Source organism: Halovenus amylolytica (assembly GCA_004015825.1).
GTDB lineage: Archaea > Halobacteriota > Halobacteria > Halobacteriales > Haloarculaceae > Halovenus > Halovenus amylolytica.
Window position 1 is genome coordinate 15,477 of sequence record SAYS01000032.1, and the last position, 16,852, is coordinate 32,328.

General features: G+C 52.0%; 12 protein-coding genes and 1 pseudogene. 8 read left to right on the forward strand and 5 right to left on the reverse strand.

Features of this window, described 5'->3' with window-relative positions:
• The first annotated feature begins 179 nt into the window (after positions 1-179).
• Both EOW68_RS17740 and EOW68_RS17750 read left to right on the forward strand, forming a co-directional pair.
• Entirely contained in the window at positions 180-482 is a 303-nt protein-coding gene (locus EOW68_RS17740) for a hypothetical protein (RefSeq protein WP_128226486.1), read from the forward strand.
• Between the two features lie 322 nt (positions 483-804).
• Positions 805-1,134 carry a DUF6788 family protein gene (locus EOW68_RS17750; protein WP_128226487.1) on the forward strand — a complete coding sequence of 110 codons (330 nt, stop codon included), beginning with the start codon at positions 805-807 and terminating at the stop codon, positions 1,132-1,134.
• A 256-nt stretch (positions 1,135-1,390) separates the two neighbouring features.
• Here the strand turns inward: EOW68_RS17750 and EOW68_RS17755 are convergent, their stop codons facing one another.
• Positions 1,391-2,725 carry an orc1/cdc6 family replication initiation protein gene (locus EOW68_RS17755; RefSeq protein WP_128226488.1) on the reverse strand — a complete coding sequence of 445 codons (1,335 nt, stop codon included), beginning with the start codon at positions 2,723-2,725 and terminating at the stop codon, positions 1,391-1,393.
• Between the two features lie 1,043 nt (positions 2,726-3,768).
• Between EOW68_RS17755 and EOW68_RS17760 the strand changes: the two genes are divergently transcribed.
• From EOW68_RS17760 to EOW68_RS17770, 3 genes are all read left to right on the forward strand, one after another.
• A complete protein-coding gene (locus EOW68_RS17760) occupies positions 3,769-4,218 on the forward strand; it encodes a metallophosphoesterase (RefSeq protein WP_128226489.1) in 450 nt (149 codons plus the stop codon).
• An 828-nt stretch (positions 4,219-5,046) separates the two neighbouring features.
• Complete coding sequence (rdfA, locus tag EOW68_RS17765; RefSeq protein WP_128226490.1) at positions 5,047-5,646, forward strand: rod-determining factor RdfA; 600 nt, start codon at positions 5,047-5,049, stop codon at positions 5,644-5,646.
• Between the two features lie 78 nt (positions 5,647-5,724).
• Positions 5,725-7,647 carry an archaea-specific SMC-related protein gene (locus EOW68_RS17770; RefSeq protein WP_128226491.1) on the forward strand — a complete coding sequence of 641 codons (1,923 nt, stop codon included), beginning with the start codon at positions 5,725-5,727 and terminating at the stop codon, positions 7,645-7,647.
• An 8-nt stretch (positions 7,648-7,655) separates the two neighbouring features.
• On the opposite strand, the gene EOW68_RS17775 is transcribed toward EOW68_RS17770, so the two are convergent.
• Positions 7,656-8,321, reverse strand: a complete 666-nt coding sequence (locus tag EOW68_RS17775; protein WP_128226492.1) for an HAD-IIB family hydrolase — start codon at positions 8,319-8,321, stop codon at positions 7,656-7,658.
• A gap of 121 nt (positions 8,322-8,442) precedes the next feature.
• On the opposite strand from EOW68_RS17775, the gene EOW68_RS17780 reads away from it, so the two are divergent.
• Complete coding sequence (locus EOW68_RS17780; protein WP_128226493.1) at positions 8,443-8,928, forward strand: cupin domain-containing protein; 486 nt, start codon at positions 8,443-8,445, stop codon at positions 8,926-8,928.
• Positions 8,929-9,157: 229 nt separating this feature from the next.
• On the opposite strand, the gene glpK is transcribed toward EOW68_RS17780, so the two are convergent.
• Together glpK and glpA are read right to left on the reverse strand one after the other, a co-directional pair.
• Positions 9,158-10,681 carry a glycerol kinase GlpK gene (glpK, locus tag EOW68_RS17785; RefSeq protein ID WP_128226494.1) on the reverse strand — a complete coding sequence of 508 codons (1,524 nt, stop codon included), beginning with the start codon at positions 10,679-10,681 and terminating at the stop codon, positions 9,158-9,160.
• A 104-nt stretch (positions 10,682-10,785) separates the two neighbouring features.
• Positions 10,786-12,480, reverse strand: coding sequence for an anaerobic glycerol-3-phosphate dehydrogenase subunit GlpA (gene glpA, locus EOW68_RS17790; RefSeq protein WP_128226495.1), 1,695 nt, complete (start codon positions 12,478-12,480; stop codon positions 10,786-10,788).
• A 287-nt stretch (positions 12,481-12,767) separates the two neighbouring features.
• On the opposite strand from glpA, the gene EOW68_RS17795 reads away from it, so the two are divergent.
• Positions 12,768-14,234 (forward strand): FAD-binding oxidoreductase, encoded by a 1,467-nt coding sequence (locus tag EOW68_RS17795; protein ID WP_128226496.1) that lies wholly within the window; start codon positions 12,768-12,770, stop codon positions 14,232-14,234.
• Between the two features lie 259 nt (positions 14,235-14,493).
• Complete coding sequence (locus EOW68_RS17800; RefSeq protein ID WP_431359045.1) at positions 14,494-15,426, forward strand: (Fe-S)-binding protein; 933 nt, start codon at positions 14,494-14,496, stop codon at positions 15,424-15,426.
• 704 nt (positions 15,427-16,130) lie between these two features.
• Here the strand turns inward: EOW68_RS17800 and EOW68_RS19020 are convergent.
• A pseudogene (locus EOW68_RS19020) lies at positions 16,131-16,709 on the reverse strand (transposase domain-containing protein); the annotation flags it as partial.
• Positions 16,710-16,852: the final 143 nt, after the last annotated feature.

The window sequence follows — 16,852 nt, forward strand, 5'->3', positions numbered from 1 at the left end:
CCGTCTCCGATTCACGAGTTGGATCGATTATCGAACGGTCCTCTTCTGGCAGTGAGAGTGGGGGCCGTAGTCGACTGCTCCTCTGTGGTAGTCTTGCTGTCTTTCTGCTAAGTACGGGCGTTAGCGTCATTGCGTACGGGTTCCTTCCTGATCAGGTGCGAATTCACTGGACGCTCGGAATGGGATCATATTATGGACCAGAATTCGCCCCAACAGTGCTCATATTGGCCGTGTTTCCGGTGCTCATCGCCAGTCTAGCGCTCCTCGCCAGGTGGGTTGATACTGCCGGCTGTAAATTCGTAAAGATATGTGCTACCCCGGGGTGGCGCAATTCTTCAGTTTCTTACAGCCGGCAGTATGAGGGTCGCCTGCGTTTCGATGAAGAGGTTGAGACAAACCGGCTATACTATGTCGTAGCTATGTTGGGAACGCTTGGGATTCTGCTGGGTTCCCAGATAGTATTGATCATAATAAATCTGTGATATGTGTGTGTATTTATGATTTGACTTCACGGTTTTTGCGGGAGTTTGATCCACCCGTTTGTGCGCATCACAGCTCTGTTCCGATCAGGCCACGTTAGCAATCAATTGCGGAGTTGCGTGCAATCTGCTGTCTCTGGATTGTAGACACCGATTTTGGCAGTGATCGACAAGATGATCCATCCACCGTACCCGAAAACGACTGTTAGTCCAGTAAGCACAATTACCGGGAGGGCATTCTTCAGAAGCGATTTTAGATTATATCCTATTAACCAACAGAGCTATGTTACGAGACTAATTGTTGGTTAACACGAGGAAACCGTTGATGCCATATGAGCCACCAACACCGCCCGCCAAACTCCCGACAGATATCATCGAGACACTCAACGAATACTCAGAAGAACAGTTGCAACACGTTGCCCGCTACGCTGAAGAGTTAGCAGAGCACAAAGCTCGCGAGGCCCGTCTCGAAGAAGAGCCGGACGGAGACGAGATCACAGACCGTCCCGACGACCTCCCCGATGACGTCCCGTCAAAAGCTACTATCACGATCAAGGAAATCAATGACAACCGATATTATTACTGGCAATGGAGAGAAGGTGACAAAATCAAGTCAAAGTACAAGGGGCCAGTCCATTCAGATCAGTCAGAATAGTGGTATTCAAAAGATTGCCCCACCCCGTGTGCGAAATGAATTTGCCATTTGAGTAAACGAGACTCCCGAAACAAAGAGATGGCAATCTGCAATAGCCGGATATGAAACTCGCTTTGGCCCAGTAACCCATTGGGGGACACCGTGTGCGAAATGAAAAATTGCCAACTGTTGTCAGACACATATTTATGTTATGACTTCTGCAAAGGGACACCCCATGTGCGAAATGAATTATCAGACGACTGCGGGCGACTGGCGATTAGTTTCCTTCGAAAAAATCCTCAATCTGAGCGTTCACAACTGACTTGATGAGTTCTTCTTCACTCTCTGCCTCTTCCAGCCGAATGTCAGCCTTGAGGGTTTCAGCGACTACCTCAGGGTCGTCGACGAACGTATACTCCTTGTGAACCCCACTCCCGTACCCACGCCCTCGTTTCTCCGACGTGACGAAATTATATGTTTCAGCCTCATTCATGTACCGAAGATACGAATCGCGTGATTTCTCGTCGGTGTCGAGAATATCAGTGAGGTATTGATAGACGCGATAGGCGATTGTATTGGGAACTGCGTTTAGATTGCGTTCTGAATAGATTGGAACAATTGCGGTTGCATATAACGAGAGTTTCTTTTGCGTCGACAAACCCTGCATCTGAGTCAACGTCCGATCACGCTCAGCTTCTTTCTGTGCATCGCGAACGTGCTCTTCATGGACCTCATTTTCTCCATTGCGGTCCGCAATTTCGCCAGCCTTTCGGAACAGATCGATCGCTTTTCGAGCGTCGCCGTGATCCTGTGCGGCGAATGCAGAACTGAGTGGAATGATTCCCTCCACGAGGACGCCGTCTTGGTAAGCATCTCGACGTCGTTCGAGAATCGACTGTAATTGGTTTGCGTCGTAATCAGAGAAGACGACATCTTGTGGGTTGAACGAGCTCTCTGCTCGGCCATCGAGATTCTCCATAAATCTCGGATCATTAGTGAGAGCCGCTACCGAGATATCCCCCTCTATTTTGCCCAGTTGTGACGCTCGAGAGAGCTGATACAGGAGTTTCGAATAAGCTGGTTCTTCGTTTGGATCCCGCTGTCGACCAACCAAGAGATCGACTTCATCGAGAATGATGATTACCGAATCGAAGTTTTTACTCAGGATCTCGTAGAAACGATTGAGCTTTTGATCCGTCGACACACCACTCTCGGGGACTCCAACATTTACACCGGCTTCGACAGCAGCATTCTCGACAAGACGATAGACAGCGCGATCGTGAGATTTAATCGTCTGACAGTTGATTTCGATAACACCAAACCGACGGTCCTGGGTATCTGCAAGTTCGAGTAACTGCTGGCAGACTGCATTAATGATGAGTGACTTTCCTGTTCCTGATGGACCGTACAGAAGCATATTGGGAGGTCGGTTCCCCTGCAATGCCGGTCGGAGGTACGTGATGATATCGTCCAGTTGGTTATCTCGACCGACGATTCGGTCCTCGTCGATAACTGTATCCGGGTCGAGAAGCCCCTTATCTCGAAAGACAGAGTTCTGAACTCCTTCTTGAAGACGGCCTTTGATAGATTGCTGGTCGTTGCCGTCAGTCATGTTATTTGGAAATTGTTCGAGCTATAAATAGATAAGGGGTACCGTGTGCGATTTTAAATTCCTTGTATTTACAGGGTAGAGGTCGTTTTCCAGAGGAAATACAGAAAGATGAGCAACCGCGGGCGAAATCAATTGGGTAGAGACACCCCATGTGCGAAATGAAATCCACTGCTCCTATGATTATAAGAGTGAACTCGAGACCTGGACGAGTTATTCTTCAAAGAAATTGTTGAGTGAATGACTCCGCTAACCCCCACACCCCGTGTGCGAAATGAAATCCACTGAGAGACAAAGGGTGCGGAAGAGAACTTAGGGAACAAAGTGGCCTGTAAAGGAGATATTAAGAGGTAGACAACCCAATCAGCAAGAATAGAGCAAGGATTCATTCTGGTGAGAAGATTTATATAGATACTCTGTCAACCAGAACTTTACCGTTACTAAAGTCCGTCAAAATAGAAGATTATCATATATGACAATAATATATTACACTCCAGTTACAACTTTGGATTTTGGAGCTGTACTCCAGGATTAGTCAACTCTAAGATCTTCTCTTACTATTCTTCAAATCTTCTCGATCTAATACAGCAGTGCTCTTCGTTACATTTCATTTCGCACACGGGGTGTGGGGGTGGAAATTCGTAGCAAGTTCTTAACCAACAATTCGAAAGTGTGTTTGATCTATTGGTTAACATCTTCTGATGTTCTTAGGATGGGTGCCCACTCCAGCTCCTCTGTTTAGGGCGGGTCGTCTGTTGTCGAGAAAATATTTGACTGAAGTATACAATATACTCAAGTATATATAACAAAATGCCGACTCCTCTCATCGGATATCCGTCGTCTCTCGGCAGATACACATACATCAAATCTTTACTTTTGTGGATATGAACTTCCACCTTGACGGATAACTGTCACACTCTCAGCCCATCCCTTTGAATGATTGACAAAACCAGGTTCTTGGGCGATGTCGAAAGTGCGGTGCGGAAATTCCACCTGCATGGACACTGGTCGAATACTGCGACCGGCCGTTTGACTCGATTGAAGAAATGAATCAGACACTTATCGACAAGTGGAACGATGAGGTTAGGGCTGACGATGTGGTTGTGTTCCTCGGAGATCTCGGTCGGTTCGCCGATGAAAAGAGTCTGCGCCGGTGGCTTGATGAGTTACATGGACGCGTCATCTTCATCAAAGGCAACCATGATACCCCCAGTCGATACGTCGACGGTGTCAACACTCACCAATATTATATCCTCAAACGTGGTGATCGCGAGTTCTGCTGTACCCACCGACCCGAGAATGCGCCCAGATTCTGGGATGGGGGGACCATCCATGGACATTATCACAACGGCCATCCAGTGGAGTATCCACTGGTGAACCAGGCGGAACAGCGTGTGAACGTCTCGGTTGAGTTGACCGGATATCAACCAGTTCCGGAGAATAAACTCATCGCACTCATTGAACTGGGAGAACGAGTGTCTCGTCTTCACGCGTGAGACTATCTGATGATAATTTCTAGAAGAGTTCGCAACTCACCTGACGGTAGCTTCGTCGCAGAGGTGCATATCGGATTGTTCACAATAAAAAAGGCGCATACACTACGAGGTCCGATACCGACTTCGTACACAACTATTCAAACGACGGAAAGAGTCTCCGACCACCCCGAATTACCTCAATATACATATAAGTGATCAAAATAGTTAGGATCGTATCAATAAGATAGACCGACACAAATCTCGTATCATGCATCGACTGCTCTGTTTTGGAGATTTTCACCTCGGTCCGACTGATCCACAATACGACTGGGAGTGCCCAGTGTGATATTGAACCCGACGCTATTGTCTCGATCGGTTTCCTGTCTTCAGAGGCTTGTTCTGGACATGATATTGAACGGAGCTTTCGGAATCAATTATTTCCTACAGAGCTTCAGGTAGTTGCTTCTGATTCTGTTCGGGTCCCTGTGAAGTCGGTAGCGATGCTGGCGGGAGTTTCCTAGATCTTCATTCTTCTCATGGCAGTCGCTGGCCGTCTTGAGGAGTTGGCAGTTGATTTTCACGTACCCCAGAGTCTTGGTGAAAAAGAGTTCCCCAAGGCGAACGTTGAGATTCCGATGGAGGCAGTGATTTGCTTCATGTCCGGATCGTGAACCGTGTTCAGTACACTGACCTGAAGAATGTCGTCAAGGTCAACCGTTTCTTGACCCGGGCGAAGGCCATCTTCAGCGTCGTTACAGTCACGAAGGAATTGGCTCTGTGTGATGGCTTCATACTGTTTGGATCTAAAAGAGCATGCATTCAAGTGTTAGCCGCGGTTCGTCATTCCTAATGGATTTGCCAACCGAAGACAAATGCAAACTTGGCCGTGTGGCCTCTAAATATGAATTATCCGGTATCCATGCCGAAATTAAAGAACGGCGAATCCAAGAGGGGATGAGCCTCAGAGAGCTGGCTCGGTTTTTTAATAGGAGGGTCTTGGACGCAACGGTAGGTGAAACAGGAGCCGATGTTATTGGCGACCCTGAATCCATCTATCGCGTGCTGACCGACGAAGATGTGCCACGCGAGCGGCGGGCAGCAGTCCGTGATCAACTGGAGTTCAATGGTGTCGATCTCGACGAACTGGAGAAGGATTTCGTCTCGCACGAACTTGTCCGTCAACATCTCCGTGACTGTCTCGGCGTCAAAACCGATCGTACCGGAGTAGAGTCTATCACAGAAGCGAGTGACCTCATCGATGCTATTCAGGAACGTGAACATACAATTCTCGAACGAACGTTGGAACGACTGCAGCGGAAAAACGTTCTCTCTCTCGGCGAATTCGATATGACCTACACGACGCGCATAACGTGCACCGAATGTGGGCAGAGTTATACAATCGATGCCCTACTCGACAATGAGGGCTGTGAATGCCCACGGAAACCTTAAAACATATCCCAGGCTATCCACCATGTAGAACGGCTATTTTTTATTCTTCCCCTGATTACCGTTGAGGCACTAACGATTATGTCAAACACGGGTACGTCTGATCTCTCCACAAGTTCCGATGCAGACCTGCACGTTGAGGTTTCTAATCTCGGGGGGATCGAAGACTGTTCGGTTGAGATACCCAGGGGTGTGACCGTGCTCGTCGGGGAGAACGCGACCAACAGAACGTCGCTGTTACGGAGCATCGCGTCAGCTCTTGGAGCGGACGAGACAGGTGCAACACTGAAAACGGACAGCACAGACGGTTATGTCCGATTATCAGTCGGCGAAGAGACGTACAACCGCACGTACGAGCGCACGGGTTCTCACGTCTCAGTCGGTGGCTCACCGTTTACGACGGAGCCGAAACTCGTCGATACGTTCGCAGTGATGCTCGCAGACAATCATGCGCGCAGGGCCGTAGAATTGAATGGGGATCTGCGTGAGGTACTAATGCGACCGGTCGACACCGACGAGATCCAGCGCCAGATCACAGAACTGAAGGATGAACGGAAAACGATTGCCGAGAAGAGAGAGCGGATCGAGAGCGAACGGACGAGGCTCCCCGAACTTCGAAACAAGCGTGAGAAGCTACAGACAGATCTCGTGGAGATCGAGTCAGAAATCGAAGAGTTGGAGGCGTCCGTCTCTGAATACGAAATAGAGGAATCCGGAGCAAAGCAAGCGGAACAATTGCTCGAGGACCTCCAAGACGGACAACAAGAGCTTGCGGATATAGAAGACAAAATCCGCCACCACCGCGAGAAACTGACAACTCTACAAAAGCGATATGCGGAAGCCGAAGAAGAAATAGAGTCACTGGACGTCCCAGTTGAGGAGCTAGAACGACTCTCCGACCGGATCGATACCCTGAAAACACAAAAAAGGGAACTGGAGGCGACAATCAACGACTTGGAGGCAATTCTCGAGGTCAATTCGGAGTTACTCAAAAACGAGACAAGTGTCCTTGACGAGCCTGACGAGCTTACCGGTAAGCTCGACCCTGCCTCACAGAGCGTCCAGTGCTGGACGTGTGGTAGTTCAGTTCAGCGAGACGAGATCCAGGAGCGGATTGATACACTCCGGACTGTCGTCGCTGAAAAGCGAACAGAACGGAACGAGGTAACTGCTGAAATCGAAGAGGTGCGAACAGAACGAAATAGGCTGAATGAAAAGAAAATAGAACTCAAAGAGATCGAAAACCGGCGCAGAGAACTCGAACGAGAGATCAAATACCGAAACGAACAGATCAGCAAACTCACGGAGGATGCTGCAACCAAGCGTGACGAGATTGAGCGGTTACAACGCGAGGCAGAGCAGTCAAAAGAGATCCGCGACAGTGACCTCGTCGACATCTACGAGCGGCTGAGTGACCGACAGTACGAACGCGGACGAATCGAAGAAGAGATCGAAAACGTCGAAAATGAGATTGTAAAAATCGAACGACGAGTGGACGAAGAGGCAGAGTTGAACGCCCGGGAAGACGAAATCACCGAAGAACTGACCGCACTCCGTGGCAGAATCGAGTCCTTGGAGCGGTCGGCAGTCGAGGCATTCAATGAACGAATGGCGGAGGTACTCGATATCCTCGAATACGAAAACATCAGCCGGATCTGGATCGAACGCCTCGTCTCCGAGTCGAGTGACGAGGCTGACATCGAGCTACACGTCGTTCGCGAGGATAACGGGAGCGCCTACGAGGATACGGTGGAGACACTTTCGGAATCCGAGCGAAAGCTCATCGGCTTCGTCGTTGCCCTCGCTGGCTATCTCGTTCACGACGTGCACGAGACGTTGCCGATAATGTTGCTGGATTCGCTCGAAGCAATCGACGCCAATCGGATCGCTGCACTGCTCGAGTACTTTGCAGAGTTTACACCATACCTGATCGCCGCACTGCTTCCCGAGGATGCTGCTGACGTCTCGGAGGAGTACACGATAATTCGAGCAAAAGAGTTCTAGAGCTCGTTTCAAACGGTATAGAGTGCCTCCATTGTTCCATTCATATGACTTCCCTCTGTGACAAAGTCAGCTGCAGCAATCGCGGAATCGTCAGCGTTCGCAACTGCGAACGAGCGACCAGCGGTCTCGAACATGGATACGTCGTTCACGCTGTCGCCGACCGCAACGGCATCTTCTGGATCGATATCTAGATCCTCACAGACCAGTTCGAGACCGCGGCCCTTCTCGACCCATGGTGCCTTCACGTGATAGGCGTAGCCCGTGTCATAGACTTCCATCTCGTAGGTCGATGCGACCTCCCGGAGCAAGTCACCGTCAGCGGACAGTTCGACGACGATTTCGGTTTCGCGCCATCGATTCATCGGGCTCTCGTCCCAGCCGATCGATCCACCTCGTTCCCTGAACTCGTCGATAACCGACTGCGCACCGTCTCTGTCTCCGTCGTAGGATGTCTCGCCGTCAACGTGGACGACGCCTCCGTTCTCGGCGATGACGCGCCGAGGTAACCCGAGGAAATCACACAGGGCAACAGGGTAGGGAAACTGGTTTCCCGTAGCAAATACGATCGGCCCCTTCCAGTACGGGAGTTCGTGGAACACCCGTGGATCGAGTGCGTCAGGATCGTCTGGGCGTGTGAGTGTGCCATCCATGTCGAGAAATAGTGGGGGCGCCATACAGTTTCGTTGTGGGCTATTGGCATAATTCTATTGATTGATCTATTATATATCCGGTATAATATAATATATCGTATATATTAGAAGCAATTTTATTCAGTCGGTCCAAAGAGACGATTGAATGACTGACTTTACCAAGATCGATACCGAGACGCTTACGAGTTCCCGGACTCCGGCGAGCGAAAAACTGGAACTGGACGAAGCGGTCGGAGCGACAGCATTCGGCGTGAACCTCTTTACTGCACAGCCAGGCGAGCAGTTGCCATGGGGATTTCACCGTCATCCCGACCACGAGGAGTTATTTCTGGTTCTTGAGGGGACAGTAGTGTTTGAGACACCGGAAACCGAGTATCAGGTTGGTGCCGACGAAGCGTTTTTTGTGCCAAAAAATCACCGACAGCGCGCACATGCTGTGGGGGACAAACCAGCAAGGGTTGTCGCCATCGGCGCTCCGAAGACAGATGACGACACGATTATTGAAGAAGAATGCAGTGAGTGTGACGACCTGACGCGACACCAACCAGTGGAGCGAACCATCGACGGTGACACTGTTTTTGTCCTTCAGTGTACTATCTGTGACAGCGAGCGGCAAATAGACGGTTTCTAACTCGCCGATCGACATTCCCCAGACGTGTGTGATAAGATCATTCCTCTGCCACAGCTATCTTCTTTTAGCTGACTCCGTTCACTGTCGCCGAGAGAAATTATATAAGATATCAAGTATAGATATTATTTTTATACAATTGTGATTATCTTTAATGGCTCGTGGCCCAGCGCGGGATCCAGCATGCTGGCCACAAGTTGGACACGCTAAGAGCCTACAGTGACAGTGCCAGTTACTCTTCGATTTCGATGCCAGCCTCGCGTAGTTCTTCGGCCCAGTCGAGCGACCGTTCGACAGCTTTTTTCCAGCCAGCGTGGAGTGCCGTTCGCTTCTCGTCGGGCATATCGGGTTCGAAGACCTCATCGCTTTGCCAGAGCGCTTCGATTTCATCCTGGTCTTCCCAGTAGTCGACGGCAAGGCCAGCAAGATACGAGGCACCGAGAGAAGTCGTTTCAAGCACTTCCGGTCGGACGACAGGTGTACCCGAGATGTCTGCCTGAAAGCCCATCAGGAAATCATTGTGGGCCGCTCCACCGTCAACACGGATCTCTGCAAGTGCGATATCCGTATCCTCTTCCATGACCTCGACGATGTCGTGGGAGTAGTAGGCGGTTGATTCGAGCACGGCACGTGCGAGCTGAGCCCGGCCAGCTCCTCTCGTGACACCGACGAGTGTCCCGCGCGCGTTCTTGTTCCAGTATGGTGCGTTGAGTCCGCTGAATGCTGGGATAAAATAAATACCCTCATTGCTATCGACCGACTTCGCGAGAACCTCGACCTCCTCTTCGACCTCGATGATGTTTAGATCGTCTCGCAACCACTGGACACTCGCGCCACTCGTGTAGATACTCCCTTCGAGTGCGTAGACGGCTTCACCGTCGAGTCCCCACGCGATTGTGGTCAGCAGGTCGTCGGACTCGTAGGGCTCCGTACCGGTGTTCATGAACATGAAGTTCCCGGTCCCGTACGTGTTTTTGACCATCCCGGGTTCGTAACATGCCTGTCCGAACAGCGCCGCATGCTGGTCGCCTGCAACGCCCGCGATCGGGACTTCGGCTCCGAACACGTCCTCGTCGGTATAGCCGTAGATTTCGCTCGACTCCTTGACCTCGGGAAGAATCGCCTCGGGAACTCCAAGGATCTCCATGAGTTCGTCATCCCACTCGAGTTCGTGGATGTCGAACAACATCGTTCGAGATGCATTGGAGTAGTCCGTCGCATAGACGTCGCCGCCGGTCAACCGATAGATCAGGTATGAATCGATGCTACTCAACAGCACCTCACCAGTTTCGGCTTTGTCAGCGATTTCGGGTTTGTTGTCGAGATACCACTTGATATTGGTCCCTGTCGGATGTTCGTCAGGGACCAGTCCTGTCTTCTGGGCGAAGATCTCTTTCCCGTACTCTTCATTGAGTTCTTCCAGCATCTCTGTCGTTCGCATATCCTGCCAGACGATGGCATTGTGGACAGGGACACCGGTCTCCGCATCGAATGGGACTGTCGTCTGTCGTTGATTAGTTATTCCGATTGCCGCCATGTCGTCGGGCTCGAGACCTGCTTCGTCCAGTGCAACGTCCATCGAGCGTTTTTGTGCATCCCATATTTCGCTTGGATCGTGCTCAACCCAGCCAGGGTTCGGATAGATCTGCTCGAATTCGAACTGCCCTGTTCCCTGGATTGTTCCCGAATGGTCGTAAATTACTGCTCGAGCACTGGTCGTTCCCTCATCCAGTGCCATGATATACTCACTTGTCATAGGCTACCACAAACGGAACTCGAAGAGTGGATATATAACATTTATTAATTATTGATTACACTAGTTGATTGGTAGTTTACATAGCTTGGACTAGAACCATGCTGTCACTCTTCCGGGGAGAGGTGCCCTGGTTCGGTAGGGGGACCAGCGTCGAACGCGGCGAAATCAATCGATTCGTCTCGCTCTGCTGGGCTGTGATCCCGGTTCATCGTTGTCGCATGGAGAGCGTAGTTCAACATTGCTTGTGAGAGTTGCTCACCCCAGAGTGCGTGGCGCTGTCCTTTCCAGCGTTCCTGCCAGAGATCGTCCAGTTCGGTCCGGATCCGGTCTGCGTCGAATGTGGGGTAAAGTTCCGAGGCCATCTTCTGTGCACAGAGTCCACCCTGACAGGTCCCCATTGATGCGCGTGTCCGAATACGGACCGCGTTGAGATTCGCACCTGACTGGCTGATTGCATCTTGCAACTCTGCTCTCGTGACACCCTCACACTCACAGATTGTCGGATTGCAGTCAGTGGTCGAGAGAACCTCGTCGTACCGACTACCGAGACGCTCTTTGGACCGACGAGCCACTGGTGACCGAAGACCGTACCGATTCATTCCTTCAGTCAGTACCGCATCGTCCTCGCTCCCCGGGAGTGGCACCTCGTCAGTTCGGCAGGTGGCATCGACACCAAACACGTCACAGAGGTGGTCCGCAACCTCCTCGGCCATTTCACGGTAGGTGATCAGCTTGCCTCCCACGATCGTGGTAAACCCGGCCACGCCGTCACGCTCGTCGTGGTCCAACAGCGCGTGGGCCCGGGTGACTTTTTGCGTTTCCTCGTCACCGCTCTCAGACGGCGAGTACAGCGGCCGGACGCCCCAGTACGACCGGATCGACCGTGCCTGTTGTAGCATGGGAACCATCTGTGACGTCTGTTCGATAAGGAAGTCGACCTCCCACTCCTCCTCGGGAAATTCCTCGGGGTCCTCGACCTCTTCGTCAGTCGTCCCCAGAATAACCGTCGTCTCGTGTGGAACGATTGCGTCACCGCTGGTTCGTGGTCGACACCGGTTGATCACTGTGTCGACCTGTCGAACGTTCATAAGCACCATGGCCCCCTTTGCGGGCGTCACATCGATATCGACATCGACCATGGCACCGATCTTGCCCGTCCAGGCCCCGGCGGCGTTGACGACGTGGTCTGCTTCAATCAGGTCGGACCCAGTTGGTGTACCGCCGCCCTCGGACTCCTGGTATTCGACCTCGACACCGGTTACCTGAGTTCCATCTGTGACAATATCAGTGACCTCCGTGTGGGTTTCAATGCGCGCGCCGTGGTTCTCCGCACTGATCGCAGTCGCGACGACGAGTCGGAACGGATCGACGGCACCATCAGGTACCGAGATCGCCCGCTCGATTTCTCTAGTGAGATGGGGTTCCATTTCGAGTGCTTCAGTTGGCGAGAGGACTTCCGCGGGGATGTCGCAAGCCCGTAACCCCTCCAGTTTCTGCTGGAAGTATTCGTCATCGTCACCCGGTAACTGCACGAACAGTCCCCCGGTCATCTCGATACAGTGTGACGCAATTTCTCGCAGCACACGGTTCTCCTGAATACAGGCGCGAGCACTCTCTTTATCCGTGACAGCGTACCGGCCCCCGCTGTGTAGCAGGCCGCTCATTCTGCCGCTCGTCCCGTGTGTCAGGTTTCCTTTCTCGACGAGGGTGACGTCGAACCCCCGCATCGCGAGATCCCGGGCGGTCCCGACTCCGGTGGCGCCGCCACCAATGACAACCACTTTCGGTGACTCTCCCATGCTCTCTGGTTTACGATGTAGCTCCTACTTTAATGCATCGTTCATAATTGTTGTATGCAGTTAGAGTTCGCCCGTCTCGACGGGGAAGTGTTGTTGTTGGTTGATGGAATCTCTGAATTTGACGAGTGACTTGTCAAGACAGTACCCGCAAGTTTGACAAGTAACTTGTCAAGCGCGGAGTTCATATCGCGATCATGCACATTGTCGCGAACAACACAGTACGCCGTTTTATAAATAGGGAGAAGATTTATACATTTGCCTTAATTCCTCATTATCGAGGATGTTGAATGTCTAGAATATCCCAATCATTACTCTACGAAGAGTTACGTTCGATCGTCGGCGAGGAAAACGTCGTAGAGAGTGAACAGGAACAGGTCGCTCATTCGATGAACTGCAACTGGTATACACGTCAGTTGTGGATGGACGATGAAGCGATTCCGGTACCGGCTGTCGGCGTCTATCCACACACAACCGAGCACGTCTCCCAGATCGTCGCCTTCGCACACCGCGAGGGGATCCCGGTCACTCCGTTCGGGATGGGAAGTTCGGGGATGGGGGGTAACGTCCCCGAGTACGGTGGGATTCTCGTCGACCTCAAGCGGATGAAAGATATCGTGGACGTAAACGAGGAGTCACTCACCGCAACGGTGCAGCCCGGCATCGGCAACTGGGAGTACGAGGACTATCTGAACGAGCGTGGGTTTACCTCGGGTCATCTGCCGGCCTCACACTACAGTGCAACAGTCGGCGGGATGCTTGCGCTCCGGTCAGCCGGTCGGCTGTCGACAGCCTACGGAAAAATCGAAGATATGATCCTCGGCATGGAGGTCGTCTTACCGACTGGCGAGGTCGTCAAGACGAAACCGGTTCCCGCCCACGCGGCCGGTCCCGACCTCGACCAGCTGTTCGTCGGCTCCGAGGGGGCCTTCGGAATCATCACCGAGGCAACGCTCAAGATCCATCACTTCCCCGACGAGCGCCGGTTCAGAGCGATTCTGTTCCCCGACTTCGAATCGGGGTATACAGCGATGCGGAAGATCGTCCAGAAGGGGTTGACGCCTGCGCTTGCCAGGCTCTACAACGAAGAGGAGACGGCCAGGACGTTTAAAGAGACCTGGGGCGTCGAGAAAGAAGGTGCCTATGTAATCCTTAGCTGGGATGGACCGGAGCCGGTTGTCGACGCGAAAGAACGCAGTGCACTGGAGATCTGTACTGCGGAGGGTGGTGAAGATATGGGTGCCGACCGCGGCCGGGAGTGGTGGGAGAACAAATACGCCGACTACTACCCGAACGAGGATTCGGTTCAGAACTACCAGGCGTTGCGCGGCGGCCATTCCGACGGAATGGCTGGAACAGTAACGACGAGTGTCCCCTACGACAAAGCCGAGGAGGCCTACCAGGCAATGGAAACTGCCTTCGAGGAGAAATTCGGTGACGAGTACACCGCGTGGATTCACGCGCATTTCTCCCACTGGTACAACTCCGGGACCATGTTCTACAGTCGGTGGCACATCCGTGACATCCCTGCAGATACTGATATGCTCAAACTGTACAACGAAGTCTGGAGTACACTCGTCCCGATCTCGTTGGAGTACGACGGTGTCGTCGACCACCATCACGGCACCGGTCGACTCCTCGGCCGGTTCCTACGGAAACAAGACGAGGGCAGTCACGATGTCCTCGCAAATATCAAAGAATCGATCGATCCGAAAAACATCATGAATCCCGGCGTGATGGGGCTGGGAGGTCATTAACATGCATATCGACGAACGAGCCGACGAAATCAAAATCTGCGCGTATTGCCCCCTGATGTGTAAAAACGTGGATGCGTTCCACAGGCACGACGGGACCGAAACATCTGCACCCCACATACGTAACATGATGCTGCAGAAGATTCTGCAAGAAAAGGAAAATCCGAAAGACCACCCACCTGAAACCCATTTAGAAGAAGCTGCCGAAGTCCTGTACAAAACGACACTTGGGGGAGAATCAACTGCGTGGTGTGGTGAGTCGATGGACATTCGGGCAAACATGATCGCTGGACGGACCGACGTGGTCGAACACGGATACGCGCCACCTGCAGTAGAGGATGTTCGCCACCGATCACAAAGGGAACACAATGCATACGGCGAGCCACACAACCAGCGGTTTGCGAACATCGACAGCACCGTACTGAACCGATTCCAGGATCGAACAGCGCCATCGGTTGGTCTCTGGATTGGCTGTACAACTGCCTACTACGAACCGGAAATCTTCGAGTCACTCGCTGCGATACTCGATGCGAGCGACGTCGCCGCCGGGATTGTCGAAGAAGAACGCTGCTGTGGGCTTCCCCAGTACAAGTTAGGGCTGCGAGACACAGCCCTGGATTTGATGGAACACAATGCAAACGCAATTAATAACCGTGGATTCGAGACGCTCGTTGTCGATTGTCCGGAATGTTACCGGGCGTTGAACGACTACTACCCCCACTTCGGTCACGATATCTCTCCCGAGATTGTTCACTCCTCGCAGTTCATTCAGACACTGCTCGAAGAGGGAACACTCGAGCTGAACAGTACTGTGTCAGAAACTGTCAGCTACCACGATCCATACGAGCTGTCCCGCCACACGGCACCGATCGACCGGAACGAATACGACACGTCAGATATTCACGAGCCACCGCGAGAAGTTCTCGATTCGATCCCAGGACTCCACAGAGAAGAACTGCGCCACAACCGGAATAAAGCCTTTAGCTGTGGCGGGGATATTGGTGTCCGGAAAATGCACCCGGATGTCGCCCAGAAAGTCGGACAGACGGTTTTGGACGAGGTTGTCACCGCGGGGGCCGACACTGTTGCTGTCGCCAGTCCGGAATGCAAACGCCATCTCTCGGAAACAATAACAGAGAACGACCTCAATCTCGAAGTCGCCAGTATTCCCGAACTGGTCGCTCGGACGCTCTGAATCCATCGTCTTCAGAGTACAGCAGTAGTTCGATGGCACCGGCTGAACAGCGATAGGGTGTCATGACCTATCTCGCAGCGCAAGTGGATGTCCGTTACTTGGGTCGCTTGTCACTTCGATCTTCCTGATACTGCCGGCTGTAAATTCATAAAGATATGCGCCACCCCGGGGTGGCGGAATTCTTCAGTTTCTTACAGCCGGCAGTATGAATACCGGGTACGTGTGTATATTCGCGCTTTGCGCAATCGAGCAGCAGAAATGCGGGAATGAGTTTGTATAAGTAAGCCTGTTATAGAACGCATCGGACTTTCGGTCTCTCTAAATTCTACATCTCGGAAAAATTCATCTGTGGATATTATGTACATGATAGTCGGGCCACTTTGAAGCACTCCGCTGCCATCGGGTAAGCGCGGATCGTGGAACCGGCTCAGGGCGCCGCTTCCCCGGGAGAGAGTCATCGAGACCGTCTCCCCGTTAGATCTGATCAGCTTAGTTACGTCGACGTAATAGCGGAGAGGGGGACAACACCAGGTTACCGAACAGCATCACGGGAAGATCACTGAATAGACATTGATGTAATCAAAAGCCGATCGCGCACGAATGGGAACAGTTCAACAGCGCGTTAAGACCGTCGACTGCGCTATGTGAACTGGTGGCTATCAGAAACTGAAGAATTTCGACCCCGCCTGGGGGTAGTGTTTACTTTAGGCATTGTGCCAGCGAGCGAAGCTTTGGAGCCACTTTTTAGCTGTCTCCGGTTCGACGTGACTGAAATAGTTTGAAAACAAAGAGGTTCGACGTTTTACCTCTCGATAGATATGTTCGATACTGTTGCGATTTCCATGGCGTCGTATCTGAAATCGGAGCCCTGCTCGGTGAAGTGCAGCCTGGAGGTTGTTCGCGTCGTCGACGAGAATCACGCCGTTTTCGACATCGTGTTTTGCCGAAATTCCTCGAGGAAATTTTCGGTAAGAGCAGTTTTTGTAGGATAAACAGCTGAGATGCAGCAATTCAGATGTCTCTGGATTAGCAGCGTTCACAAAGCGGGGCTCTTGTGCAGCCCATTAGCACGGCACAGCCGTTCTGAGGACGGCGTACAGCTAGTACTGCTGATCGTTGATGCGACTCATGCTCCCGTCGAGCGCAACCTGATTCTGATCTGCACCGCCATCGAGTTGTTGATCGGCTTTCTGCACCCGATCGTTAACGGCTCTCTGAGAGCGGTGGATAGCCAAATTATCAAGATCAAAGATTATATTTGAAAGTGATAGTTTTGCCACGTGCATCTGAATGCTGGGATCATCCGTCTTTAGCTAAGCTCAGAACGTCGTGACAGTGGCGGCTTTTCGGGACTTCTTTTCGACAGGAATGAGGAGGCAACGGCTGTGTACACTGAAGCCTCCTCAGACGTAATTGAACAGCGGCT